The following is a 25,771-nucleotide window of genomic DNA, read 5'->3' on the forward strand; positions in this document are numbered from 1 at the left end:
GTTTCAGATCGACCGCTTCCCTGCCGGTGCCCGCTCCCTGTTGGGGTGGCCCAGTACCGCGAACCTGATAGTTTAGGTTGTTATAAATACCGTGAACAAGTGCACAGTCGGCACTCTGGGATATGGTTCTACGTTCCTGGCAAAAGAAGGGAAAATCTTCGCCATTGCGCGCAAAAAGTGTGCCGCTGGGGGGCGCGGGCACCGGTGAGGTGCCCGGGGGCCAGTCAGGAAAAGGCAAAGATGGCGATGCTGCCGGTATTCAGGGTTTGCTGGCGCAGAGTCACCGTGCGGGATTGACCGGCGGCGATAATGTCTACAGTGTCACCCTGCTGGAACAGGGGGGTGGGCAGCAGCAGCTCTGGTGGCTGCCCCGCGACGCCGTTCAGTAGGCCGGCCATGGAATCTGTGCGTCGTCCGTCCCTGGTGTGGCGGCGCACCCGCACCGCACTGGTGTGGCCGCCGAGTAACTCCAGCCCAGCGCGACACTGATCGGGCAGGCCGAACTGCCAGCGCACCAGCCCTACTTCCCAATGCTTAGCGACTTTGAGTGCGATCAGGTTGCCGCTGTGCAGACGCCCCTGAACTTCTGCCGGCAGACGCAATCCCGCGCCGTTGTCGCTGGTGTTGAGCAGTGTTGCGGGCGTTGGCGAGTAGCGTTTTGACGTCGTGCCTGCAGCTTCGCTGTGCCGACGCGATACCGATGGCGCGGTGGGCAGTGGCGTGGCCACTTCATAATCCTTGAGTGCGCGACCGGTGCTGAAGTCGATGGAGTCCACCTCCATCACCAGATCCGCGGCATTGCTGGCATTAAAACTTGCCGCCAGCTCAGGGCCTTCATCGCCGTCCTGCTTGAGGTGGTAGGCGATCGCGCTGATGCCAATGGCAACCTGGCAGTCTAACGCCACCGGGGTGCGTTGTTCGCCCCGGCTCTTGGCGCCCGCCCAGATGGCCTGCACCCGCTCCAGCATATCTACCGACAGTGCCCCGGGGCGCCGCAGCCGTTTTTGCAGCAGTCGCAGCGGCCCGCTCAGATCCACGGGCCAACCCAGTGGCGCGGAGAAATGCTTCAAGTCCACCGCGCTGCGGCGCAGGCGCACCGCGGGAATGGGCGGCTGGTCCAGGTTCAGGCAGCACAGCAGAGTCTGCGCGGATTTTTCCGCACGTTCGAGCAACTTTGCCTTGCCCGCCCAGCGGCCGCAGCACAACCACAGTTGCAGCTGTTCATCCAGAGTCAGCTGCAGTGGGTTGGCGCTGGCGAACAGTGCGGTTTGCAGATAGGGGTGCGTCAGCTTTTCCCAGCGGTTCAGCCGGCGAGTGGCGCGCATCGGAGCATCCGCGGCACCCGTCGCCAGCGGATCCACAACCCGGCGTTGTTCCAGGCCGTGCTCGCGCGCTGTTTGCACCAGTTGCTGCAAGCGCAACCAGCTGCCTTGTGGCGGGGCCTGATAGGCGAGGTTGCAGATCTGAATCAGCCGGCGATAGCTGTCGCAGCCGCGATGCAGGGCGCGGGCAAGCCGGCGGCGGAAAAACAGGGTGTGGGTCTCCTCCATAAGCTGGCTGCTCACACTGGCGTAGGCCTGTGCCAGATGCTGATAGAGGATGACGGCGGTAAGTTGCTCGCGACGCTGCCGCTGGTTTTGGCCGCCCTGGGCGCTGGCGAAATTGGCCAGCGGCGCGAGTGCAAGGGTGCCGCAGTGTTCGGCGATTGCTGGGCGCAGTACCTCTAGGCAGGCCAGGCGCAGACGCACCGGTGCATCCCAACGAGTAATTTCCGAGAGCAGGCTGCGCAGGGTGCCGGCGTTGCGTTGCGCCTTTTCATCCAGCGGGTTACGGCTGAGGAAGTCGCGCAACCATTGCTTTAACTGGCGATGATTTCGGCACCCACAGGTGAGCTGGGAAAGATCCCTGAGTGGAGGCGTGGACGGGCCTGCCTGCGTGCTCTGTGGCGGAGGGAAATCGGAGTTGGGGTGATGTGCGGTTTTATTTCCGCGACGGGCATCCTGCCCGACTTCTGTATCTGCTGCGTCCTGCATGGCGATAACCGAGTGTTGCGTGCTTGCAGTATACGAGGCCGCGAAATTTGCACAAATATGTCAGAGGAAATAGGCGTCTAAATAAAGGCTTGCGGCGCCAAAAATCGTCGAACAGGCGGCAAACTTGTCGTCTATTAGCTCTTTTGGGGGGTGCTTTGCGGTTGCTTTGGGTGCGCGTTTGGCGGCTCCATGCGAGCGCCAACGCTCGGGCTCAGCGACAAACGCTGTTTATACCGGTGTCTTGGATTTTTCCGCAGGAATTTCCCGCACTAGGCGCGGTACCAGATAACCTGGCAGTCGCTGGCGCACACTTTCCACCAGTGCCTTCGCGTGGGTGTCTGTCACCTCGAAATGTGCCGCGCCCTGCACGTGATCCAGCTGGTGCAGGTAATAGGGCAGCACGCCATTGGCGAACAGTTTTTCGGATAGCTCGGCCAGTGTGTCGGCGCTGTCGTTGACGTTTTTCAGTAGCACGGCCTGGTTGAGCAGGGTAACGCCGGCAGCGCGCAATCGGCTGAGGGCCGCCGCGACGTCATCGTCAATTTCGTTGGCGTGATTGCAGTGCAGTACCAGTACCGGTTTCAGGCGGCTGTGGGTAAACCAGCCCAGTAACTCTTCGTTGACGCGCGATGGCGCGACGATGGGCAGGCGGGTGTGGATACGCAGTTTGTCGAGTTGCGGGATTTGCTGCAGCTGCTCTGCCAGCCAGGCCAGCTGGCGGTCGCTCATTACCAGGGGGTCACCGCCGCTTAAAATCACTTCGCGCAGGTCCTGCTGTGCGCGGATATAGTCCAGCGCCTGCTGCCACTGCTGACGGTTCAAATGATTGTCAGCGTAGGGAAAGGCGCGGCGGAAGCAGTAGCGACAATTGACCGCGCACTGGCCGGCGGCAATCAACAGCAGGCGGCCCTTGTATTTATGCACGACGCCGGGCACCGGGTTGGCGTTGGCTTCCTCCAGTGGGTCGTCGTTGTAGCCGGGGCTGGGCTGCAGTTCCGCTGCGGTGGGCAATACTTGCAACAGCAGTGGGTCTTCGGGGTCGCCGGGGCGGATGCGGCTCAGGAACGGGCGCGGTACGCGCAGTTCGAAGGTGGCCGAGGCTGTGCTCAGTTGGGGTAGCTGCTCAGCATCCAGTTGCAGCAGCTCGAGCAGCTCCTGTGGGTCGCGCACCAGATCGCTCATTTCTTCCTGCCAGCGGCGTGGGCGCAGGATTTCCTCGCCGGAGGGGGCGATTTCGATACTGCTGATTTCACGTGCGGGCTGGCGGTGCTGTATCATAGCGGGCTGTTTTTTTGGCGCGGTGGCCGTTGGCTACTGGTTGGCCCCGGAGGGGCGCGCGAAGTTTAATCAATTTGACGGCGTAATGCTGATATTTCGAGGAGCTCATGGCTAATTATTCCACTAACGAATTCAAAGGCGGCCTGAAGGTAATGCTGGACGGCGACCCCTGTTCCATTGTGGACAATGAGTTCGTGAAGCCCGGTAAGGGGCAGGCCTTCAACCGCGTGAAGCTGCGTAACCTGAAGACCGGCCGCGTCTGGGAGCGTACTTTCCGTTCCGGTGAGAGCCTGGAGAGTGCGGACGTGATGGATCGCGATATGGAATACCTCTACAACGATGGTGAGTTCTTCCATTTCATGGAGCCGGAGACCTTTGAACAGCATCAGGCAGACGCGAAGGCGGTTGGCGATGCGGCGAAGTGGCTGAAGGAGCAGGACATCTGCGTGGTGACTTTGTACAACGGTTCCCCGCTGGCGGTCACTCCGCCAAACCACGTGATCCTGGAAATCACCGACACCGATCCGGGTGTGCGTGGGGATACTGCACAGGGCGGCACCAAGCCGGCGACCCTGTCCACCGGTGCCGTGGTGAAGGTACCTTTGTTCCTGGAAATCGGTGAGACCATCAAGGTCGATACCCGTACCGCGGAATACCTGGGTCGCGCGAAGGAAGACTAATCCTCTTTTGCTCAGCGATTCCGAAGGGCGAATACTCTGGTATTCGCCCTTTTTGGTTTTGGCCTGTACGCGGGTCTCTGGACTTGTGGCGGCAAAGCAGTGAGCAGAAGTTTTTAGGGCCGCTGTGAACCCATCCCTGGGCGCTTCGGCGCAAACATCCTGTTTGCGACGATCCTAAAAACTTCTGCTCACTACTCTGCCTTCTCCCGCAGATAATTCCGGTTGCCCGACTAGACTGAATTCAATCTAAAGTATCCCCAATCGTATGTCCGATATTTCCCTCTGGCAGCCCACTGCCCCACTCGATAACCTCCGCCGCCGCGCCACCCTACTCGCGGATATCCGCCGCTTCTTCAGCGAGCGTCAGGTGCTGGAGATGGAGGTGCCGATTCTTTCCCGCCGCGCCACCAGCGACCCGCATATCGATTCGATCACAGCGGACTGCAGCGGTGCGCCGGCGTTCCTGGCTACCAGCCCGGAGTTTGGCCTGAAGCGTTTGCTGGCGGCGGGAATGGGGGACTGTTATTACCTCGGTAAAGCGTTTCGCAATGGCGAGGCTGGTGGCCGGCATAATCCGGAGTTCACCATGCTGGAGTGGTACCGGGTGGGCTGGGACGATCATCGGTTGATGATCGAGGTGGGTGAGTTTCTGTCTTGGGTGTTGAACATTTCCCGAGTGTGTTCCTACAGCTACCGCGCGTTGTTTTTAAAGTTTGTCGATATCGATCCGCACCGGGCGTCGCTGGAGGAGTTGAAGGCGGTCGTGGCGCGGGTGCTGGAATTGTCGTTCGAGCCGGCGGATCGCGATGAGTGCCTGGACCTGTTGATGAGCCACCATATCGAGCCAAATATGGACTTGTCAGGTGAGCGCGGTATTACGCTGGTCTACGATTTTCCCGCGAGTCAGGCGGCGCTGGCGCGGGTGGAGCACGATGAGCTGGGCGCCCCGGTGGCGCGGCGGTTTGAAGCCTATGTGGCAGGGATGGAACTGGCCAATGGGTACTGGGAATTGACCGATGCCACGGAGCAGCAGCGTCGGTTTGAGGCGGACCAGAAATACCGTGTAGAGCATGGCAAGTCGGTAAATCCGTACGAGGAGCGTCTGGTGGAGGCGCTGGCGGCTGGCATGCCGGCCTGCGCGGGGGTGGCGTTGGGGGTGGACCGGTTATTGATGCTGGCCTGCGGGGCAGAGCGTATTGATGAGGTGATCGCGTTTCCGATTGAGCGCGCGTAATCAGTAGCGATCAGACGTTAAGAATATTCACGCGCTTTCGCGATCGTCACTCGCATCGTCATTGGGCGCATCCTGGTGGAGACTGCTGGCGCCGCGTTCGGGGGTGAATTCGTAGCTGGTGACTTCGCCCACGGCGTAAAAGCCGGTATCCAGCCAGAGGTCTTGCTGGTCTTCTCCCACCAGTGCCACCGCGTGCTTGTGATGGCTGTTCAACACTTCCCGTACCATTTGCTGAAACATGGCACTGCCGACCCCGTGTGCGCGGTATTCGGGTAATGTCCACAGGTCATAGAAACCGAGCGCATCGGCGGAAGAAAACAGGCAGCCGGTAGCAACCGCTTTTCCCTCGAACTCGCCGATATGCATTTTCAGCCGGCTGTATTTGTGTTCGGGTAATTCGGATAAGTGTTTGTAGAACTTTTTGGTTTGCGCGGCTTCTAGGTTGCAGCTTTGTGATGCTGCAATCAGGTCGCCGTAGGCGATGACATCCTCGGCGCGCGTGACGTTTTTAATCTTCAGCTTGTCATCGGGTTTATCGTTCGGGGCCAGTTGCTTGACCTCCGCCGCCATGGCAATTAATGGTGGCTGGCGAAGCAGGTGTAGTTCCCCCAGCGCCACGTCATCCAGTGGCTTGCTTGCACAGTGCCACAGGGAAAAGGGGCTGTGGCGCTCGGCAAAGTAATCGACGACAAAGCGCTGCAAAATGCGCGGCTGTACCACCGAGTTACTGATGACCTGATTGAAGTGAGAAGAAAGGAGCCCGCTGTCCGTGCGCAGCAGGCCGGTAATTTCTTTGGTCTGATTGGGGTTAGCCAGCCCGGCAAAGTACCCGGCTTTGGTTTCCAGGTTGCGGCAAACGAGGTTTTTGGCGCTGAGACTGTATTTCATGGTTACAGGATAGCCTTGCCGGTGCCCGGCTGGAATGAATGTGTGCAACCTGTGACAGCAGAATCAGCGCAATTGATCCACCTGCGATATTGCCGTCTGATTCATGCTGATGGCGGGCTGGTCGCAACTTGCCGTGCCAATCACTTTGGCGGGCACCCCGGCCACCAAGGATTTCTCCGGTACCGGCTTCAGCACCACACTGCCGGAGGCGATCTGCGAGCAGGCGCCGATCTCGATATTGCCGAGAATCTTGCTGCCGGCACCAATCAGCACGCCACAGCGCACTTTCGGGTGGCGGTCGCCGCTTTCCTTGCCGGTACCGCCGAGGGTGACCGACTGCATGATCGACACATTGTCTTCCACTACCGCAGTTTCGCCGATGACGATGCCGGTGGCGTGGTCGAGCAGGATGCCCTGCCCCAGTTCGGCAGCGGGATGGATATCCACACCGAACACCACCGAGATACGGTGCTGGATAAACAGGGACAGTGAGCGTCGCTGCTGTTGCCACAGCCAGTGGGCCACGCGCCAGGCCTGCAGGGCGTGATAACCCTTGAAGAACAGGAAGGGTTCATACAGCGAGTGGCAGGCGCTGTCGCGCTGCTCGATGGCGGCCAGGTCCGCGCGCGCGGCGGTACCGATGCTCGGGTCCGCGGCCAGGGCCTCGTCGATTACTTCCCGAATCAGCAGGGCCTGTGCCACCGGGCTGTCGAGCTTGTTGGCCAGGTGAAAGCTGAGGGCGGATTCGAGCGTGGCGTGATTCAAGATGGTGGCGTGCAGGAAGCTCGCCAGGATCGGCTCGCGCTCGACCTGTACCGCGACATCCCGGCGAATACCGTCCCAGATCGGGTCCAGTTGGTCGACTTGGTCAGTGCTGGGTTTTACGTTTTCCATCGGATACAGCTCCTTTTATCTCATCACGCGTTACGCGGTTTATACGGCGCCAAGCGTGAGGGGTGGCTCATGCAGCGCGGAAAGCTGTTCGCGCAGGGCCAGAATATGTTCCGCCCAGTAGCGGGGCGTATTGAACCACGGGAATGCCATAGGAAACGCCGGGTCCTGCCAGCGCCGCGCCAGCCAGGCGGCGTGGTGCATCTGGCGCAGGCAGCGCAGTGGTTCTACCAGCTGCAACTGGGCCGGATCAAAAGGGTAGAAGGTTTCGTAGCCTTCGACCACGGTATCCAGATAAGCGGTTGCCTCCGCGCGGTCACCGGAAATCAGCATCCAGATATCCTGGATCGCCGGCCCCTGCAGGCAGTCATCCAGATCGACAAACCACGGGGTATCGTCCCGCCACAGGAAGTTGCCGCTGTGGCAGTCGCCGTGCAGGCGCAGTGTGGGCCACTCCTGCTCAAACCGCGGCGCAATCTGTTCGATGAGGTGGGCCGTGGTGGTGGCGTAGGCCTCCACATTCTCTGGCGGCAGGAAGTCCCCGGCGAGAATGGTTTCGCGGCTATCGAGGGCGAAGCGCTGCAGGCTCAGCTGCGGGCGGTGCGCGAAGGGCCGCGCCGCGCCGATAGCGTGAATACGCCCGAGCATGGTGCCTACCTGTTCCAGGTGGTCAAAATTATCCAGCTCGATCTGGTGACCGCCGCGGCGTGGAAACAGTGCGAAGCGGAACCCGTGGGCTTCCAGCAGCGTGGTGCCATCAAATTCCAGCGGTGCCACCACGGGAATCTCTGCTGCCGCCAGCTCCAGCGAGAATGCGTGTTCCTCCAGGATTTGCGCATCACTCCAGCGCCCCGGGCGGTAGAACTTGGCGATTAACGGCTGCGCCTCGTCGATCCCTACCTGGTAAACGCGGTTCTCATAGCTGTTGAGTGGGAATATACGCGCGTCAGACAGCAGGCCCACGCTCTCCACGCAGTCGATTACCCGGTCGGGGGTAAGCGCGTCGTAGGGGTGTGACGATTCGGTCATGGGGGCTCCGCTGAGCGCGATGGGGCTCGGATCAAATGGGGGCGCTATGCTAACGCGGATGGACTAGCGCACCAACTGTTCATGGAAACGCAAGGGTGTCCATGGAGGCAGAAAAATCGACAGGAGAACGCGGTGAAATACATTTTTGAGGTGCAGATAAAACCGGGCTTCCGCGCGGAACAATACGCCGATGCCTGGGTGCGCGCATCGGAACTGATCCAGCAGGCGCCGGGCGCACGTGGAACCGAACTGCATCGCAAGATTGATGAGCCGGACAAATTGATCGCCATTGCACATTGGGATTCCAAAGCGCAGCGCGATGCGATGCAGGATAATCACAATCCGGAGATCGACAGCATTATTCGCAGTGCCGCCCCTTTTGTTGAGATTCGGGTGCTCGGCTCCTACGAGGAACCCGAGTGGGTGGTAACGCCGCCGAACAGCGAAGAGTAATCGGCAACCTTGTTGCATCGGACAAAAAAAGGGCGCCCTGAAAACAGGGCGCCCTTGTTGCTTGCGAATTGCGATGAATTCGCGCAGTGCGTTAGCGCACCTTAGTTGCTGTACCAGTAAGCATCGAGAGTCACGCCGCTGGCTCCGTTACGGGTGGCCTTGAGGCCGATATGCCAGGTGCCAGCCGCCGGGTTGGCAATGGTGCAGGACTCGTTGTTGCCGCCACCGGTGTCGCGACAGTCGTACTGGTTGTTGGTGGGGTTGGCGCCGAGGCGTACGTACAGGTTGACGTTACCGCTGCCGCCAGAGGTGGATACCTCGAGGCTGGTCGCGCCGGCGGGTACATCAATGGTGTAGTACTCCCACGCACGTGAAGCAACGCTGACATTGTTCTCGGTAAAGCCATCGCTGCTCGGGCCGCCGCTGCCATCGCTGACGGTTACCGATTGGGTGCTGCTATCGGTCGCGCCATCGTCGTCGGTCACGGTGAGGGTCGCAGAGTAGGTGCCGGCAGCACCGTAGCTGTAGCTCGGGTTGGCGTCGGTTGAGCTGCCGCCATCACCGAAGTCCCAGCTGTGGCTCACAACACTGCCATCGCTATCGCTACTGCCATCGGTGAAGGTCACGAACAGGTCTGAAGCGTTAAAGGTAAAGCTCGCGTTCGGTGCCTGATTGGTAGGGGTGCCACCGCCACCGACCGCATCGATCGCCGCGCTCGCGTCGATAATGCCCGCACCACATCCACCGGAGCAGGCGCCGGGCAAGGCACGCGCGGTCGACTTGAGTGCGCTTTCAACCTGAGCCGGGGTAACGCCGCCATTGGCCGCGTACATCAGCGCGGCAACGCCGGATACATGCGGCGCTGCCATGGAAGTGCCCTGGTAGTACACATAGGACTCGGCGCCGGGGCCGGCTGTGCCGTCATTCAGGGTAGAGGCAACACCGTGGGTTGCATCGTAGGCAACGTCACCACCGGGTGCGCTCACATCGACGGTTGTACCGAAGTTAGAGTAATAAGCGCGAGCACCGAAACGCTCGGTAGCGGCAACGGAAATTACGTTGTCGCAGCTGGCGGGGCGGTAACCGGATGCGTCGGCGTCGCTGTTACCCGCACTGACGATTACCGTTGAACCGTTGCCGACCGCCGTGTTGATCGCACTCTGGTAAGTGGAGTCACAGGCACCGCTACCGCCAAGGCTCATGTTGATCACCTGGGCCGGATTGGAGTTCACCGGTACGCCAGAAACGTTACCGCCGGAAGCCCACACGATACCGTCCGCAATGTCGGACAGGTAACCACCACATTTACCCAGCACCCGTACCGGGACCACTTTCGCATCGAAGGCAACGCCGGCTACGCCTTTGTTGTTGTCGGTAACCGCGGCCACGGTGCCGGCCACATGGGTGCCGTGCCAGCTGCTGGTCTGGTCTTGCGGCGGGTTAAAAAGGCCGCACTCGTTGCGCGCAACCGCATCACCGGGGTCTGAAGGGTCTGCATCGCGACCGTCGCCATCGTTGGATACGAAGGTGTCATCGATAAAGTCGTAACCGGGCAGGATGTTCGCATCGAGATCCGAGTGGTACACGTATCCGGTATCGAGTACCGCAACCGTCACGCCCGCGCCGGTTTGCTTGTCCCACGCGGCGGGCAGGTTGATACCGCCAGTGGCTTCAAAGTAGTGCCACTGTACGTTGTAGTAGGTATCGTTCGGTGTGTATTGCGGCACCATAAACGCATCTTCCTCGACGGAAAGAATATTGGGATCCGCTTCCAGTGTGGCCTGCAGCTTCTTCAGCTGGCCCGGCGCCATACGTGTTTCCAGGCGAAATACCTGGCGGTCTTCAAGCGCCATTTTGCGCAGATGCCCCATCTTCACGCCGCCGCGGTTAGACAGAGTGGTTGCCTGTGACTGCCAGTCGCGTGCCTGGGTGTCTTTGTAGCGAACGATCAGGCGCTGCGGCACATTGGAAAAATCTGCGTCGGCAGAAATCTGTGCAACAGCTTGCGAGTGATTGCCGAGTAGCCCCAGCGTAGTGATTGCCGAAATCGCGGCAAAAGAATACCCCTTCAGAATGGATTTCATTCTTATTGTTCTCCCCGTATAAGGATCTATGTTTGGGTTGCGTGCTGAGTTGCAGCGGACTGCTGTTGGCAGGGCTACTTCGCAGCAATAATTTGCGCCAGTACGAGTAGCCGGTGGGGCTGCGCGCGATGGAAAGCCGCAAGTTCGGCGTTGCTTAAACGCCGATGTATGACTGTAAGCCAAACTTGGTTCGCGAGTGCCAGACTTTGATCACGCCAGCTGCACGATTTTCACGCCAAAAAATGTAATTTCGTGAAATATAAATTTTTGCGTCAAATACGTGCCAATAACAGCCGCGATGCACAACAAGTGTGCGCTGAAAAATGCGCAAGGATGAGGGACAGGAAGGGGAAGGCGAGGTTGTAAGCCTCTCCGCGCATTGAAATGCGGAGAGGCTCAAAGATCGCCACATTAAGTGGCGAGGTAAAAATCAAACGGCAATTTTCTCCAGCGCCAAGCTGCCGATGGAGTAGCCAGCACCAAAGGAACAGATCACCCCTTTGCTGCCAACCGGCAAATCGTCGTTATGCAAATTGAATGCGATGATGGAACCCGCACAGCCAGTATTCGCGTACTGGTCCAATACGATAGGTGCGCGCTCCGGGGAAGCGTCGTTGCCCATCAGCTTTTTCGCAATCAATAAATTCATATTGATGTTTGCCTGATGCAGCCACCAGCGATTGACTTCATTCGGTTCGAAACCCAGCTCCTGCACCTGGCTTTCCAGGTGCGCGGCTGCCATCGGACAGACTTCCTTGAACACCTTGCGCCCGTTCTGGCGGAACAGCTTGCCCTCGCCAAACGGATCCACATCCGCGGCGCGCGCGGTGTAACTGAAGTTCGAGCGAATATTGTTGGAGAAAACGGTTTTGGCTTTGGTGCCGAGAATTTCCCAGGCACTGTCGGTATTGCAGCTCTCCTTGCGCTCCACCACGGTGGCCACCGCCACATCGCCGAAAATAAAGTGGCTGTCGCGATCGGAAAAGTCGATCTGCGGTGACGCCAGCTCCGGGTTAATTACCAGTACCGATTTGGCCGAACCGGAACTGATCGCATCCACCGCGCGCTGCAGGGCGAAGGTGGCGGAAGAGCAGGCCACTTCCATATCGAAGGCAAAGCCGTCGATACCCAGCGCAGACTGGATTTCGATGGAGATCGCCGGATAGGCGCGTTGCAGATAAGACGCCCCCACAATCACCGCATCAATGTCTTCCGGTTTTTTGTTGGCCTTTTCCAGCGCCAGCTTTGCCGCGTTCAAGCCCATCTCCGCCTGCAGGCACAGCTCGTCATCGGCGCGCTCCGGCAGGTACGGGCGCATACGGTTCGGATCGAGGATGCCCTCTTTGCTGATCACGTAGCGGTTCTTGATACCGGACGCTTTCTCGATGAACTCTGCGGAAGAAAAAGACTTGGCTTTTACCTGGCCGGATTCGATGGCATCGGCATGTTCGCGATTAAATTTTTCCGCGTGGGCATTCAGCGCCACCACCAGCTCTTCGTTGCTGATGGCCTCAGGCGGTGTCCACAGACCGGTACCGCTGATCACGATGCCGCGAGGCAGTTGGAATTCACTCATGTTTCTGGGTCCCATCATCCTGTGCATCGCACCCGCCGGCCCAGCTAGTGAAGGGGCAATAACGGGCGCGCTCTAGTTATAACGTTAGCAGCCGGTGGATTTTTGCGCAGCGGCGGCGAAAAGGGCGACTATTTTGGCGCCTAGAGTCACATTGGTCTATGAATGGGTACGGGAGTCTAACGAGTCATTGGGGGATATTGGCTGACTGTCACGGGGTTCTGGCCAGGGCGTAAACACTGACTCGCGATGCGCCTGCTGCGAGGAGTGACTGGGACGCCGCCTCCTGGGTGGCACCGGTGGTAATGACATCGTCCACCAGGCCCACATGCAGGTCTTGTATCTGCCGTCCGGCGGCAAAACTGTGGATAAGATTCTTGCGTCGCTGGGCGCGTGAAAGTGTTTGCTGGCTATCGCTGGCGGCCACCTTGCGCAGTGCGCCAGGGGCCACCGGTATGCGCCAGTAGCTGCCGAAGATATCGGCGATCAGCTGCGCCTGGTTGTAGCCCCGGCCGAATAACTGCTTGCGCCAGTGCATGGGAATCGGCACCAGTATGTCGATGCGTGGGGCCTGCAGGATGTGCGGGTGGAGTTCCTGTGCCGCCAGCTCTGCCAGTGTGCGACCGGCGGCAAAGTCCCGCTGGTATTTAAAGCGCTGCACCAGCTGCGCGACCGGGTAAGCGTAGGACCAGCAGGCGACGCTGCTGGCCTGGGGTGGTGGGCGTTGTATGCAGGCCGCACAGTGCCGGTCCTGTGTTTCTGCCAGCGGCAGTGCGCAGCGCACGCAGGCGTGGCCCAGTGACGGTAGATCGCACTGGCACGGCGCGCAGATCCCGGCCTGGACCTCGTCCGCGGTGCCACACAGCAGGCAACGGGCAAAGTGTTTATCCAGCGGCCGGGTGAGTGCCTGACCCAGTAATCGCAATAGCGGCACCGCAATCCTCCCTGACTGCAGACTTGTAAACCAGAATTGGTTCTGTTGGTTGACAGCGATAGGGCCACCGCTACACTGACAGCCTTTCGCGCACGATTTACCTGCAAAAACCAAGAACAACGCGGCTCGGGGTCCTGTCCCGCGGCCGATCGACGGCGAAACCCCGATAGAGTCTCGTCGTCTGAGGAGAGTAATCCCAGTGACCGCCAACCCGCAAATGTCTTCCGCTTCGTCCACCTACGGTGAAGTTCGCCACGACTGGAGCCGCCAGCAGGTACTCGACCTGTTTGCACTGCCGTTCAACGATCTGCTGTTTACCGCGCAAATGGTGCATCGCCAGCACTTCGACGCCAACCGGGTTCAGGTGAGCACCCTGTGTTCGATCAAAACCGGTGCCTGCCCGGAAGATTGCACCTACTGCCCACAAAGCGCCCGTTACGACACCGGCCTCGAACGCGAAAAGCTGATGAAGGTGGAGAAGGTGTTGGAAGAGGCGCGCGCAGCCAAGGCCAGTGGCGCGACCCGCTTCTGCATGGGCGCCGCGTGGCGCTCACCCAAGAACAAAGATATGCCTTACGTCACCCAGATGGTGAAGGAAGTAAAGGCCCTGGGCATGGAAACCTGCATGACCCTGGGCATGCTGAGCGACGAGCAGGCCAAGGGCCTGGCGGAAGCGGGCCTGGATTACTACAACCACAATCTGGATACCTCGCCGGAATACTATGGCGACATCATTACCACGCGCACTTACGAAGACCGCCTGAATACCCTGGAGAATGTGCGCGCGGCGGGTATGAAGGTGTGCGCCGGCGGTATCATTGGCCTCGGTGAAGAGGAAAAAGACCGCGCCGGCCTGCTGATGCAGCTGGCCAACCTGTCCGAGCACCCCGAGTCGGTGCCCATCAACATGCTGGTAAAAGTTGCCGGTACTCCGCTGGAAAACAACAAAGACCTGGATCCGTTTGAATTCATCCGCTGTATCGCAGTGGCGCGCATCATGATGCCGAAATCCCACGTGCGCCTGTCCGCCGGTCGCGAATCCATGAACGACGAGATGCAGTCCCTCGCCTTCCTCGCCGGTGCCAATTCGATTTTCTACGGCGAAAAACTGCTGACTACTGGCAACCCGGAAGCCAACGAGGACATGCAATTGTTCAAGCGCCTGGGCATCAAGCCAGAGGAATACCAGCAGTACGAGGATGAGTCCGCAGTGGAAGCTGAGCTGCAGGCAAAAATTTCCGAACAGGAATCCGACCCCTTCTTCTACGACGCCGCCAAGGCGTAAGTTCAGTTATTGCTGTGACCGCTGTTGTAAATAGCCTGCAGGACTTTCTCGATGCGCGCCTGGCGGAACGCCGGGCGCAGCAGCTGTACCGCAAGCACAAAGTCCTCGCCGCTGCGCCGGGTCCTGTGGCCGAGGTGGATGGCCGTACCCTGGTTACCTTCAGCAGCAATGATTATCTCGGTCTCGCCACCCATCCCAACGTAATTGCCGCGCAGCAGCGCGGTGCCGCGCTGGGTGCCGGGGCCACCGCCTCGCATCTGGTCAATGGCCATTTCGATATTCACCAGCAACTGCAAAATAAGATTGCCGAAGTCACCGGCCGCGAAGCGGCGCTGCTGTTCGGCAGCGGCTATATGGCCAACGTTGGTGTTATCAATGCGCTGGTTGGCCGCAGTGATTTTGTGGTGCAGGACAAACTCAATCACGCCTCGCTAATTGATGGCGGGCGCATCTCCGGTGCCCAGTACCTGCGCTTTGCCCACAATGATCTGGAGGCTTTGGAAGTCCAGCTGTGCCGTGCACGGGAAAAAAACAGCGGAAAAATTCTGCTCGCCGTGGATGGTGTGTACAGCATGGACGGCGACACCGCACCGCTCGCGCAGATGGCCGCGCTGTGTCAGCGCTACGACGCCTGGTTGATGGTGGATGAAGCCCACGGCTTTGGCGTGATGGGAAGCGTCGAGAATCCCAGCGCCGGCAGTGCCGCCGCCGCCGGGCTGGATCAGCACAGTGCGCCCATCCTGATGGGTACCCTGGGTAAAGCGGCTGGCAATGCTGGTGCCTTTGTCGCGGGCTCAAAAGCGCTGATCGAATACCTTACCCAATTTGCCCGCACCTACATCTACACCACCGGTATGCCGCCGGCAGTGGCTGCCGGGTGCCTGCGCGCGCTCGAACTGATGCAGCAACAGCCATTGCGCGAGACCTTGCAGCAGCGCATTGATTATTTCCGCGAGCGCGCCGCGACGCTGCAGTTGCCACTGGAAAACTCCACCAGTGCCATTCAGCCCCTAGTGCTCGGCTGTGAGCAAACCGTGCTCGCCGTCGCCGAACGATTACAGGAAGCGGGCTTTCTGGTGGGCGCCATTCGTCCACCCACAGTACCTGCGGGCACCGCGCGTTTGCGCATCACCCTTTCCGCTGCACACAGCGAGGCGCAGATCGATGGCCTGCTGCATGCACTGGTACAGGCACTGCGCGCGGTGGAGGCTCCGGCGTGACTTGTTCAATGGGTGAAATTAAAAGTCTGGCGCTGATTCATGGTTGGGGCGGCGACTCCCGTTGCTGGCGGCCGTTGCTGGAGCAGTGGCAATCCATTGCCGGTACCTTTGCTGGCCCCATCGTAAATATAGATTTGCCGGGCTTTGGTGCGCGTATTCACGAGCCCTGGCCGCAAACCGAAACCCTGCTTGCCGAACTGGAAGCACAGCTGCCGCAAGACTGCCTGCTGCTTGGCTGGTCCCTGGGTGGGATGCTCGCGGTGCAGCTTGCCGAACGCAGCAAGCGGATTGGAAGTAACAAAGTGCGGGCACTGGTGACCATCGGTGCCAACGGGCGCTTTGTCGCCACAGAGGGCTGGCCGGCGGCTATGCCGGAAACGGTGTTCACAGATTTCTGTCGCGCCCAGCGTGAGGCGCCGGCAAAAAACATGCAGCGTTTTGCCGGCCTGCAGGCGCGCGGTGATTCCGAGATGCGCGGCTTGCTGAAAACGCTGAAGGCCGAGGTGCCCTCAGTAGTTCCACAAAGCTGGTCGCAGGCCCTCGAATGCCTGGGTAACCTGGATAACCGCGCACTGTTGGCGGTGCCTGCAGTGCCAACCCTACACCTGTTTGGTGAAGGTGATGCACTGGTACCTGTACAGGCTGCGAGCGCGTTGGAAGTGTTAGGTGCGTCGTGCAAGGTGATCCCGCAATCCGGGCACTGCCCGCACCTGAGCCGTCCCGCGCAAGTTGCGCAGATCATTCGCGACTTTGTCGGTAATTCACTTCGCGAGTCTATTTTCGGCTATGCCTCTAACTCTGCCGCACCGCTGGAAAAAACTTCCGTGGCGCGGGCCTTTGGTCGCGCTGCAGCGAGTTATGACGCCGCTGCCCATCTGCAGCGCGCGGTCTGTCGCGAACTGCTTAGCCGCGCTCCGGAGCACCGTTCCCCAAGACGTATTCTCGATCTGGGCAGTGGTACCGGCTACGGCAGCGAGCTGCTACGCAAACGTTTCCCCGATGCGGAAATTATCGCACTGGATATCGCCCCGCAGATGCTGCAGTTTGCCCGCGCACATCGCCCGGTGAGCAACGCCTATGTGGCGGCGGATGCAGAGCAGCTGCCGCTGGCGGACGCTTGTATCGATCTAGTGTTTTCCAGCTTTGCCCTGCAGTGGTGCTACCGGTTGCCGCAGTTGTTTGCGGAAATGCGCCGAGTGCTGGCGCCCGCCGGCGACATATTAATTTCCACGCTGCTACCGGGAACGCTCAGAGAGCTGGAGGCCAGTTGGGCGGCGGTGGATGACGCGATACACGTGAATCGTTTCTTGCCCGAGAGTGACTGGCACGGTGCCTGTGTGGCCAATCAGCTGCAAACAACCACCGCGGTCGAGCAGCGCGTACTGCATTTTGATGATGTGAAATCGCTGATGCGGGAACTTAAAAGCATTGGTGCACACAATGTGAATCGCGAAGCGGGCAAGGGGCTGCTGAGCCGGGCGAAATTGCGCAAGCTAACCGAAGCCTATGAGAGCGAACGCACCGACGTAGGGCTGCCTGCGACCTATGAGGTGTTGTATTTACAGTTGGCGCATTCAGCCGCGGCCGCTTCAGCCCTTGATGCCGTCGCTCCGGGTTAAGCGTCGGTGCAATTGCTCTACTAATCCTCCGGAATAAACCCCACCACTCGTGTAGGCCCACCGCTGCCACCACGGATTTTCATCGGTAATGCAATCAGCGTGAAGCCTTTCTCCGGCAGCGCCTGTAGGTTGGTTACGTTTTCCAGTGCGGGAACATTCCGCTTGAATAATTCGCGGTGCGCCTTGAATAGTTTCGACGCGCCATAGTCGATACTCGGCGTGTCCAGCCCAACCGCTTTTATGCCGCGCTGGTCTGCGAGAAAGATCGCCGCCTCGGGTGACAGCCCGGGAAAGTTCAGTTTATCCACCGCCGCCTTGCCGCGCTCTGCGGTGCCCAGATATTTCACCGGGTCTGGCCAGTACTGCGCACTGCCGGTATCAAATAACACGATCGTGTCTTTCTCGATTTTGCCGTGCTGCTGTTCCCAGCGCTCTATGTCGGCAACGCTGATCAGGTAGTTTCTATTGGCATCTTTGCCCGCTTGCGGAATTTGTCCGGCGACCCGGATTACCACTGCGGGCCCGATCAATTGCTGCAGGGGTATCTGATCCACACTTTGCCGGCCGCGACCGAAATGCACCGGGGCATCTACATGGGTGCCGCCGTGTTCGGCCGCCGCCAGGTTATACGCGGAATAGTAATACCCCTTGTCGGTTTCCCCGGCGAACACCGTGTCTTTGTGGAATTTGTCGGACGTGGGCCAGTAGAGGGTGTCATCGGCAAAATCGTGGGACAGGTCGACCCAGCGACCCTTGGGGAATCCTTCTGCGAGCGCGAAGCTCGCCCAGCAGAGCGCCACCACCACCGTGAGATGGCAGACGCCCGGCCAGAGAAAGTGCCAGAAGAAGCGCCAAAAGAGACGCCAGTTAAGATGACAAATGCGGTTCCATGAAGCGGCGAAAAGAGTGAGCCTGTTGCGCAATGTTCTCTCCGATTGTTGTCATTTTTCGAGAGGCTTGGTCTTGAATCTACGCACGGCTGCGCAGATAGTGGTGTGCAGTTATGCGACGCATTGAGGGACACCACAGCCTTTGAAAGCCTATACCAAAGCTCCACCTCTGCCAGTGGACCGGGCCCGCGCACTGGTGCTGGCGCGCCAATTTGTGCAGCAACCGTGGCCCGGCGATGTCGCTGACCTGATCGCCCATCTTGGCGCCTTACAGCTAGATGCGATTCAGGTGATCACCCGTGCCCATTTGCACCAGTTACATGTGCGCCTGGCCAGACCCGGTGAAACCAAGTTGATCCAGATGCTGGAGACCGCGGAGCGCGAGCGCCGGGTATTCGAGTATTGGTCCCACGCCGCCGCCTATTTGCCCATGCAGAGTTACCGCTTTGCCCGTGTGCGTATGGATCGTATTCGCGAAGGGCAGAAACACTGGTTCGAAAAAAATGCAAAGCTGTGCCGCTTTGTATTGGACCGAATTCGTGCGGAGGGCCCACTAAAGGCCAGCGATTTTGTGCGAGCAAAGGGTGGCTGGTGGAGTTGGAGCGAGGAGAAGAAGGCGCTCGAACAGCTTTTCCACGAGGGCGAGTTGATGGTGAGCCACCGCGAAGGCTTTCAGAAGGTGTTTGATCTGCCCGAGCGCCTGCTGCCATCCCAGGTCGAGACGGCAGCGGCGAGTGATGCGGAATATGGCCGCTATCTAGTGCGCAGTTTTTTAAATGCACAGGGGTTTGGCCGGGCAAACGAAATGTCGTATTTGCGCAAGCACGACAAGCCATTGATCAATGATGCCGTTGTCCAGATGAAGAAAACCGGGGAGTTGCTGGAGGTGGGCACGGAGCTGATGCTCGCGGAAGATCTGCACAGTGAGCCGCCGGCGGTGCCGCGCAAGGTGCGGTTACTCTCCCCGTTCGACCCACTGGTGTTGCAGCGCAAACGCCTGAAGCGTTTATTTGATTTTGCTTACCAGCTCGAGTGCTACGTACCCGAGCCAAAGCGCAGGTTTGGCTATTTCTGCCTGCCGATCTTGTACCGGGATGGGTTTGCTGGTGTTGTTGACCTGAAGGCGGATCGGGGTGCGGGGCTATTGCGCGTAAAAGCGTTGCACTGGCGGCAGCAACCGCGGGCGGGACTGATGTCTGGATTCAACAAGGCCCTCGCAGACTTCGCCCGCTATCACGGGGTCGCCTGCGAGGGCCTGTAAACCAATGGGGCTGCTTGTCGCTGGTGATTACACCTGAACCACGACATAGACCTCGCGGCCATCGCGCTGGGTCGGCATAAAGTAGTGGCCGCCGTAGCGGTAGTACTGGATGCCGTTGATCACTTCGGCGGTATAGCCAACCGGCAGCTCGTTGACTACCTGACCCGGCGAGTAGGCCTGTTGGGTCACGCCCACTACCGGGGCTGCTGCCACGGTAGTTACCGGTGCCGGAACCACCACGTAGCGATTCATTTGTGGACGCCACTGATAGTAGGACGCACCGTACTGGTAATAGGTCAGTCCGCCGATCTGCACACGCACGGCGCTGCCGGGCAGGGTGAGTACTGCTGCACCCAGCGGCGCATCGACGACCACAAAGCCGGTTGGTGCCGGGCGGTAGTAGTAACCGCCGGAGTAGTAATAGGGCACTCCGCCCACTGCCAGGTTCACGTAACCCGCCGGTAGTACCGGAACCGTTACCCCAATACTGATACGTGGCCCGCGATAACGGGGGCCCCAGTAGCCGCGCCCGTAGACCGGGCGGTAGCGTGGACCATAAGCCGGAAGGTGGCCGTGATGATGACCGCGGTGCCCGTGATGAGCCTCCGCAGGTGCGGCAAATGCAAAGGAAAGCAGTGCCGCGAGGCCTGCTCCCAGCAAGAGGTATTTAGCCGCTTTTTTCATGAATTCCCCCGCGAGCGAGTACTTACTATCTGTGCAAATAATAACCGCTTTTGGGGGTTCTTTCTAGCGAAGGACGGCGCGTCACCGTTAAGAATTGTCAGTTCAGCTGGCGTTCAGGTTGCGCTGTACTATGCCCATTAATTTGTACAACAGCTGCGCCGCACCGAACTCGTAGGCGTGGAAACCGCGGATGGGCGCGAACTCCAGCAGGTCGAAGCCGATGATCTCGCGCTGCCTGGCCACGGATTCAAACAGGTTCAGGGTCTGGTACCAGCCGAGACCACCCGGTACCGGGGTGCCGGTGGAGGGGAAGACCGATGGGTCCATGCCGTCGATATCTAGGGTGAAGAACACTTTGCTGGGAAAATCCTGTGGCAGCTCGATGGATTGGATCTGGGTGGGCACCAGTTCGTGGGCGTCCATATAGCCAACCCCATACTGTTTGCGCGCCTCAATCTCTTCTTCGCAGTACGCCCGGATACCCAGTTGATACAGCGGGATGCCCGCTTCGCACACTAGGCGCATCACACTTGCGTGACTGTGCTTGTGGCCTTCGTATCGGTCCCGCAGGTCGGCGTGTGCATCGATCTGCACCACACCGAAGTCTTTGATGCCCGCGTCCAGATAGCCCTTGATGATGCCCCAGGTGACCGAGTGTTCGCCGCCGATGCCAACGGGCATTTTGCCGAGCCGCAGGATTTCGCTGGTGGCGCTGGCGATATTCTCCATCACCTGCTCTGCTGGGCCGCTTACGTCCACCGCTTTGCGTGTGTAGATCCCGAGATCACAAGGGGAGGAAAAATTGTCGAAGGTCTCGAGCTGGTGGGATGCTTCAATGATTGCCGCTGGTCCTTTACCGGTCCCGCCTCCGTAGGAGACGGTCTCCTCATAGGGGATCGGTAGGATATGGAACAGCGCCTCTTCGGGTTTGGGCTGTTCGATTTCGGAGCCGAGGAAAATGTTGGGATCTTCTGTGTGCATGGGACTCAAGTTCCGCGATTAACCATTGGTGGCGGCAGAGCGTCGGGTGCGGGTTTTCAGGACCGCTGTGAACCCATCCCTGGGCGCTGCGGCGCAAACATCCTGTTTGCGACGCTCCTGAAAACCCGCACCCGACACTCAGCCTTATCATCAACTTTTGTGCCCCGTCGCTGGGTGAAACGAGCCGAGACGCAACTATCAAGACAGACGGTTCTTAAAATCCTCATAGCCAAACTCTTTGACCATTCGGAGTTCATCCGTATCTGAATTCCACAGCGCAATCGAAGGCAGCGGAATCCCATTAAACGTGTTGGTTTTGACCATGGTGTAGTAAGCCATCTCCTCAAACACCAAACGGTCGCCGATATTCAATGGCTCGGCAAAGCTGTATTCACCAATCCGATCCCCCGCGAGGCAGCTCTGCCCGCCCAGTAAATAGGCGTGGGGCAATTCCTGGGGCAGGCTGGCACCGGTAATTTCCGGGCGGTAGGGCATTTCGATCACGTCGGGCATATGGCAGGTCGCGGAAACATCCAGAATCGCCTGTTGCTTGCCATTCCAGGTTAGATCGATCACTTCACCCACCAGTACACCACAGAACAGGGCCACCGCTTCGCCAGGTTCGAGATAGACCTGCACATCGTGTTTTTGCGAGAAGGCTTTAACCGCATCAATTAACGCTTCAACCTGATAATCCCGCCGAGTGATATGGTGGCCGCCACCAAAGTTGATCCACTCCATCTGTGGCAGCAGATCACCAAACTTCTTTTCCACCGCCGCTATCGTGCGTTGCAGGGGCTCGAAATCCTGTTCACACAAGGTGTGGAAGTGCAGGCCGCTGATACCAGAGAGGTCTTCATCTTCAAACAGGGAGCGCACAATACCGAGACGTGAACAGGGCGCGCATGGATCGTAAATCGGTGTGTGGCCTTCCGAGTGCTCTGGATTGATACGCAGGCCAAAGCGCAACTCGGGCCGCTCCTTTTGTGCCGCAAGACACATGGGCTTGTAGCGCTGCCACTGGGAAAATGAGTTGAAAATAACGTGGTGTGCAAACTGAAGAATTTCCTCCAGTTCTTGCTCTTTGTAGCCCGCGCTGAAGACATGTACTTCCTTGCCAAGACCCTTGCCGCCGTATTCCTCGAAGCCGAGTTTTGCCTCGTTGATACCACTGGCACAGGTGCCGGACAGGTATTCGACGACGATGTGCCCGACGCTGAACATGGAGAAGGCTTTCAGTGCGGCGAGCACCTTGGCACCGCTGCGCTGCTGTACATCGGCCAGCACTTCGAGGTTATCGCGCAGGGCAATTTCGTCGACCACAAAGCAGGGTGTGGGTACCCGGCTGGGGTCGAATTCACCAAAGTAGTCTCTGCGGGGTGTCAGATCCATAATTCAATTCATCCGCTGGAGTGCGAAAGCTCCGGGCTACGCGACGGTACGCCCGGGATGTAAGCGGTGTTGGAATTACAGGAATGGTTTGTCGAGCCAGGTTTCCTGCCACGGCAAGCCGTATTTATTCAGGTCGTTCATAAACGGATCCGGGTCCAGCTGTTCCATATTCCACACGCCGGGTTTCATCCATTTGCCTTCCATCATCATCTTGGCACCGATCATGGCCGGTACGCCGGTGGTGTAAGAAATCGCCTGGGACTTAACTTCCTTATACGCTTCCTGATGGTCGCAAATGTTGTAGACGTAGTAGATCTTGTCATCACCACCACCCTGCGGGGTGCCCTTGATGATATTGCCAATACAGGTCTTGCCCTTGGTCAGCGGTCCCAGGCTTGCCGGATCGGGTAGCAGCGCCTTGAGGAATTGAATGGGTATGATCTGCTGGCCCTGGAACTCCACTGGCTCGATGCTGGTCATGCCGACGTTCTGCAACACTTCCAAATGTTTCAGGTAGCTGGCACCGAAGGTCATCCAGAAACGGGCGCGCTCGATTTCCGGATAGTGCGTGGACAGGGATTCCAGTTCCTCGTGGTACAGCAGATACAGGTCTTTCTCGCCGATGCCTTCGGGGAATTCGAACACCCGCTTTTCTTCCATCGGCTGGGTGGTGACCCATTTGCCATCCTCCCAGTAGCGGCCATTGGCGGTGATTTCACGAATGTTGATTTCCGGGTTGAAGTTGGTGGCAAACGGCAGGCCGTGGTCGCCGGCGTTACAGTCGAGAATATCCAGGGTCTTGATGCGATCAAAGTGGTGCTTTTTCGCATAGGCGGTAAATACGCTGGTCACACCCGGATCAAAACCGCTGCCGAGCAATGCCATCAGGCCGGCTTTTTCAAAACGGTCCTGATAGGCCCACTGCCACTTGTATTCGAACTTGGCCTCTTCCGGCGGTTCGTAGTTGGCCGTATCCAGATAGTGCACGCCGGTTTCCAGGCAGGCATCCATGATGTGCAGATCCTGATAGGGCAGCGCCACATTGATGACCATGTCCGGCTTCACTTTTTCAATCAGCGCGACCATTTCACCAACGTTATCCGCATCTACTTCGGCGGTGTCGATTTTGCGCGGCAACATTTCCGCAATTTTGTCGCACTTGGATTTAGTGCGGCTGGCGAGGGTGATTTTCTCGAACACTTCTGCAACTTGTGCGCATTTGTGCGCGACTACCTGGCCGACGCCACCGGCGCCGACAATCAGAACGTTGGCCATTTCTTTCTCCCTGTTCCTGATAGTGGGGATACCAAAAGTTACTTCTCGAAATAGGTATATCCGCTCATGCTCGCGGTATACGTGTGCAAAATATCTTTGCGCTGCTGTGGCGAAATCCGCTTTTCCTTCACCGCGCGCTCCGCCAATTTGCGGAAACGCTCGAACAAATCCTGCGGCGAGTACTCCACGTAACTCAGCACATCGGCAATGCTGTCACCGTGGATTTCGCGGCTGTAATCCACGTGCCCATCCTCGTCAATCCGTACACTGACCACATTCGTGTCACCGAACAGGTTGTGCAGGTCGCCGAGTGTCTCCTGGTAGGCACCCACCAGAAAAGTGCCGAGAATATATTCCTCGCCTTCTTTCAGTGGGTGCAGTGGTAGCGTTTTGCGCTCGCCCTGGCGGTCGATAAAGCGATCGATCTTGCCGTCACAGTCGCAGGTGATATCCGCGATGATCGCCGAACGTGTCGGTGCCTCGTCCAGACGGTGCACGGGTAATAGTGGAAACAGTTGATCAATCGCCCAGATGTCCGGCAGGGACTGGAACACGCTCATGTTCGCGTAATAGATGTCGGACAGTACTTCCGGTAGCGCTTCCAAGTCTGCTGGGATCTGGTCGACTTCATCGAGTAGCTTGCGGATTTTTTGCGCGCACTGCAGGAACAGGTTTTCCGCCAGCGCGCGGTCGCGCAGGCTCACCTGGCCATGTAAATAAAGTGCGCGGATCTCGTCGCGGTAGTAGAGCCCGTCGTTGTAGCTTTCCTGCAGGTTTTCCGACGCTACGCTCTCCAGTGCTTCCTGCAGGTTCTTCAGCATTGGATGCGCATCGCTGCCGATACGGTCGTCTTCCAGCTCGATGGGCTCGAAGCTGGTGGTATCCAGAATGTTGAACAACAAGACGGACGAGTAGGCGACGGTTGCGCGCCCGGATTCGGTAATAATGACCGGGTGGGTAACGCCCTCGCTGTCGAGGGTCTCCATAATGGCTTCCACCACATCTACACAGTACTCATCCAGTGAGTAGTTCTTGGAGTGGGTGTAGTTGGTTTTGGAGCCGTCGTAGTCCACCGCCAGGCCGCCGCCGAGGTCCAGATAACCCATGGCCGCGCCCTCTTCCACCAGGTCCGCATAGTAGCGGCAGGCTTCCAGCACACCGGTACGGATATCGCGGATATTCGGCACCTGCGAACCCAGGTGGTAGTGCAGCAACCGCAGGCAGTGCAGCATGTTGTGATCGCGCAGTTTGTCGACCATCGCGATCAGGTCATTACTGCCGAGGCCGAAAATACTGCGGTCGCCGCTGGTGGCGTTCCAGTAGCCGCCCACCTTGCTTGCCAGTTTTACCCGCACGCCAATGTTGGGCTCGATCTGTTCGCGTTCGGCGCAGCGAATGATGGTGTCCACTTCCGACGGTGTTTCCACCACGAAAAATACCTGCACGCCGAGGCGCTGTGCCTGCAAACCCAGGTTGATGAATTCCTCGTCCTTGTAACCATTGCAGACGATGAGCGCATCGGTATTGTCGAGGATCGAAAGTGCGGCAATGAGCTCCGCCTTGCTGCCCGCTTCAAGCCCGTGCCCGAAGCTACGTCCGGCCTTGGCAATTTCCTCGATTACCTGGCACTGCTGGTTGACCTTGATTGGAAAAACGCCGCGGAAAACATTGTTGTAACCGCAGCTGTCGATTGCGCTGCGGAACGAATTGTTGATGCGTGCGATTTGTGCGTCGAGCAGGTTTTCAAAACGCACCAGCAGCGGCATGCCCAGTCCGCGCTCGGTGGCGCCGTGGGCAATATCTAACAGTGATACTGCGTGCAATTCGCCGGCGTCATTTTTCACTTCAACCGTGATTTCACCGCGCTGGTTCAGGTTGAAGTAATCGGCACCCCAGTTGCGGATGCCGTAGAGCGCTGCGGAGTCTTCGCAGGTCCAGTTTTCAATCTGTTGTTGCTTCATAGCGCCTGTTAAATTTGGGCAAATATTGGATGGAACCCGGTGCCGTATTCGGGGCGCGAATCTTGGGGTTTGGTTGTGTGGAAATCAATAAGGAATGAAAAGAAATTGCGGATAAATCAACAAGGT

At 58.8% G+C, this 25,771-nt stretch carries 21 protein-coding genes; 7 read left to right on the forward strand and 14 right to left on the reverse strand.

What is annotated here, in order from left to right; translation table 11 throughout:
- Positions 1 to 224: 224 nt before the first annotated feature.
- Positions 225 to 2,033: a hypothetical protein gene (locus KUV22_RS12100; RefSeq protein WP_222231431.1), complete on the reverse strand. Its 1,809-nt coding sequence runs from the start codon at positions 2,031 to 2,033 to the stop codon at positions 225 to 227.
- Between the two features lie 228 nt (positions 2,034 to 2,261).
- Complete coding sequence (gene epmB / locus KUV22_RS12105; protein ID WP_222231432.1) at positions 2,262 to 3,311, reverse strand: EF-P beta-lysylation protein EpmB; 1,050 nt, start codon at positions 3,309 to 3,311, stop codon at positions 2,262 to 2,264.
- Between the two features lie 107 nt (positions 3,312 to 3,418).
- Here epmB and efp point away from each other — a divergent pair, with 107 nt between their 5' ends.
- Positions 3,419 to 3,991 (forward strand): elongation factor P, encoded by a 573-nt coding sequence (gene efp / locus KUV22_RS12110; RefSeq protein WP_222231433.1) that lies wholly within the window; start codon positions 3,419 to 3,421, stop codon positions 3,989 to 3,991.
- A gap of 265 nt (positions 3,992 to 4,256) precedes the next feature.
- Positions 4,257 to 5,225, forward strand: coding sequence for an EF-P lysine aminoacylase EpmA (gene epmA, locus KUV22_RS12115; RefSeq protein ID WP_222231435.1), 969 nt, complete (start codon positions 4,257 to 4,259; stop codon positions 5,223 to 5,225).
- Between the two features lie 27 nt (positions 5,226 to 5,252).
- Here epmA and KUV22_RS12120 read toward each other — a convergent pair whose 3' ends face one another.
- From KUV22_RS12120 to KUV22_RS12130, 3 genes are all read right to left on the reverse strand, one after another.
- A complete protein-coding gene (locus KUV22_RS12120; protein WP_222231437.1) occupies positions 5,253 to 6,113 on the reverse strand; it encodes a GNAT family N-acetyltransferase in 861 nt (286 codons plus the stop codon).
- A 63-nt stretch (positions 6,114 to 6,176) separates the two neighbouring features.
- Positions 6,177 to 7,007: a serine O-acetyltransferase gene (gene cysE, locus KUV22_RS12125; protein ID WP_222231439.1), complete on the reverse strand. Its 831-nt coding sequence runs from the start codon at positions 7,005 to 7,007 to the stop codon at positions 6,177 to 6,179.
- A 39-nt stretch (positions 7,008 to 7,046) separates the two neighbouring features.
- On the reverse strand, positions 7,047 to 8,033 hold the full coding sequence (locus KUV22_RS12130) for a serine/threonine protein kinase (RefSeq protein ID WP_222231441.1): 987 nt from the start codon (positions 8,031 to 8,033) through the stop codon (positions 7,047 to 7,049).
- A 132-nt stretch (positions 8,034 to 8,165) separates the two neighbouring features.
- Here KUV22_RS12130 and KUV22_RS12135 point away from each other — a divergent pair, with 132 nt between their 5' ends.
- Complete coding sequence (locus KUV22_RS12135; protein WP_222231442.1) at positions 8,166 to 8,486, forward strand: antibiotic biosynthesis monooxygenase family protein; 321 nt, start codon at positions 8,166 to 8,168, stop codon at positions 8,484 to 8,486.
- Between the two features lie 101 nt (positions 8,487 to 8,587).
- On the opposite strand, the gene KUV22_RS12140 is transcribed toward KUV22_RS12135, so the two are convergent.
- From KUV22_RS12140 to KUV22_RS12150, 3 genes are all read right to left on the reverse strand, one after another.
- Positions 8,588 to 10,570: a S8 family serine peptidase gene (locus tag KUV22_RS12140; protein WP_222231444.1), complete on the reverse strand. Its 1,983-nt coding sequence runs from the start codon at positions 10,568 to 10,570 to the stop codon at positions 8,588 to 8,590.
- Between the two features lie 430 nt (positions 10,571 to 11,000).
- Positions 11,001 to 12,146 (reverse strand): beta-ketoacyl-ACP synthase III, encoded by a 1,146-nt coding sequence (locus KUV22_RS12145; RefSeq protein ID WP_222231446.1) that lies wholly within the window; start codon positions 12,144 to 12,146, stop codon positions 11,001 to 11,003.
- 208 nt (positions 12,147 to 12,354) lie between these two features.
- A complete protein-coding gene (locus tag KUV22_RS12150) occupies positions 12,355 to 13,077 on the reverse strand; it encodes a ComF family protein (protein WP_222231448.1) in 723 nt (240 codons plus the stop codon).
- Between the two features lie 217 nt (positions 13,078 to 13,294).
- Between KUV22_RS12150 and bioB the strand changes: the two genes are divergently transcribed.
- The 3 genes from bioB to bioC are packed head-to-tail and all read left to right on the forward strand — an operon-like array spanning position 13,295 to position 17,201.
- On the forward strand, positions 13,295 to 14,362 hold the full coding sequence (bioB, locus tag KUV22_RS12155) for a biotin synthase BioB (protein WP_222231686.1): 1,068 nt from the start codon (positions 13,295 to 13,297) through the stop codon (positions 14,360 to 14,362).
- 14 nt (positions 14,363 to 14,376) lie between these two features.
- On the forward strand, positions 14,377 to 15,582 hold the full coding sequence (gene bioF, locus KUV22_RS12160; protein WP_222231450.1) for an 8-amino-7-oxononanoate synthase: 1,206 nt from the start codon (positions 14,377 to 14,379) through the stop codon (positions 15,580 to 15,582).
- 8 nt (positions 15,583 to 15,590) lie between these two features.
- Positions 15,591 to 17,201 (forward strand): malonyl-ACP O-methyltransferase BioC, encoded by a 1,611-nt coding sequence (gene bioC, locus KUV22_RS12165; RefSeq protein WP_222231452.1) that lies wholly within the window; start codon positions 15,591 to 15,593, stop codon positions 17,199 to 17,201.
- A gap of 20 nt (positions 17,202 to 17,221) precedes the next feature.
- Here bioC and KUV22_RS12170 read toward each other — a convergent pair whose 3' ends face one another.
- Positions 17,222 to 18,124 carry a cyclase family protein gene (locus KUV22_RS12170; protein ID WP_261319471.1) on the reverse strand — a complete coding sequence of 301 codons (903 nt, stop codon included), beginning with the start codon at positions 18,122 to 18,124 and terminating at the stop codon, positions 17,222 to 17,224.
- A gap of 109 nt (positions 18,125 to 18,233) precedes the next feature.
- Here KUV22_RS12170 and KUV22_RS12175 point away from each other — a divergent pair, with 109 nt between their 5' ends.
- Positions 18,234 to 19,352, forward strand: coding sequence for a winged helix-turn-helix domain-containing protein (locus KUV22_RS12175; protein WP_222231454.1), 1,119 nt, complete (start codon positions 18,234 to 18,236; stop codon positions 19,350 to 19,352).
- Positions 19,353 to 19,379: 27 nt separating this feature from the next.
- Here KUV22_RS12175 and KUV22_RS12180 read toward each other — a convergent pair whose 3' ends face one another.
- The 5 genes from KUV22_RS12180 to speA form a co-directional block, all read right to left on the reverse strand.
- Positions 19,380 to 20,036 (reverse strand): DUF6515 family protein, encoded by a 657-nt coding sequence (locus KUV22_RS12180; RefSeq protein ID WP_222231456.1) that lies wholly within the window; start codon positions 20,034 to 20,036, stop codon positions 19,380 to 19,382.
- 102 nt (positions 20,037 to 20,138) lie between these two features.
- The gene (gene speB, locus KUV22_RS12185) at positions 20,139 to 21,017 is read right to left on the reverse strand and encodes an agmatinase (RefSeq protein WP_222231458.1); all 879 of its coding nucleotides are present in this window, start codon (positions 21,015 to 21,017) and stop codon (positions 20,139 to 20,141) included.
- 198 nt (positions 21,018 to 21,215) lie between these two features.
- A complete protein-coding gene (gene nspC / locus KUV22_RS12190) occupies positions 21,216 to 22,409 on the reverse strand; it encodes a carboxynorspermidine decarboxylase (RefSeq protein WP_222231459.1) in 1,194 nt (397 codons plus the stop codon).
- A gap of 75 nt (positions 22,410 to 22,484) precedes the next feature.
- Positions 22,485 to 23,684 carry a saccharopine dehydrogenase family protein gene (locus tag KUV22_RS12195; protein ID WP_222231461.1) on the reverse strand — a complete coding sequence of 400 codons (1,200 nt, stop codon included), beginning with the start codon at positions 23,682 to 23,684 and terminating at the stop codon, positions 22,485 to 22,487.
- 38 nt (positions 23,685 to 23,722) lie between these two features.
- Positions 23,723 to 25,645 carry a biosynthetic arginine decarboxylase gene (gene speA / locus KUV22_RS12200; RefSeq protein ID WP_222231463.1) on the reverse strand — a complete coding sequence of 641 codons (1,923 nt, stop codon included), beginning with the start codon at positions 25,643 to 25,645 and terminating at the stop codon, positions 23,723 to 23,725.
- Positions 25,646 to 25,771 lie beyond the last annotated feature (126 nt).

Source organism: Microbulbifer agarilyticus, from assembly GCF_019800665.1.
GTDB lineage: Bacteria > Pseudomonadota > Gammaproteobacteria > Pseudomonadales > Cellvibrionaceae > Microbulbifer > Microbulbifer agarilyticus_C.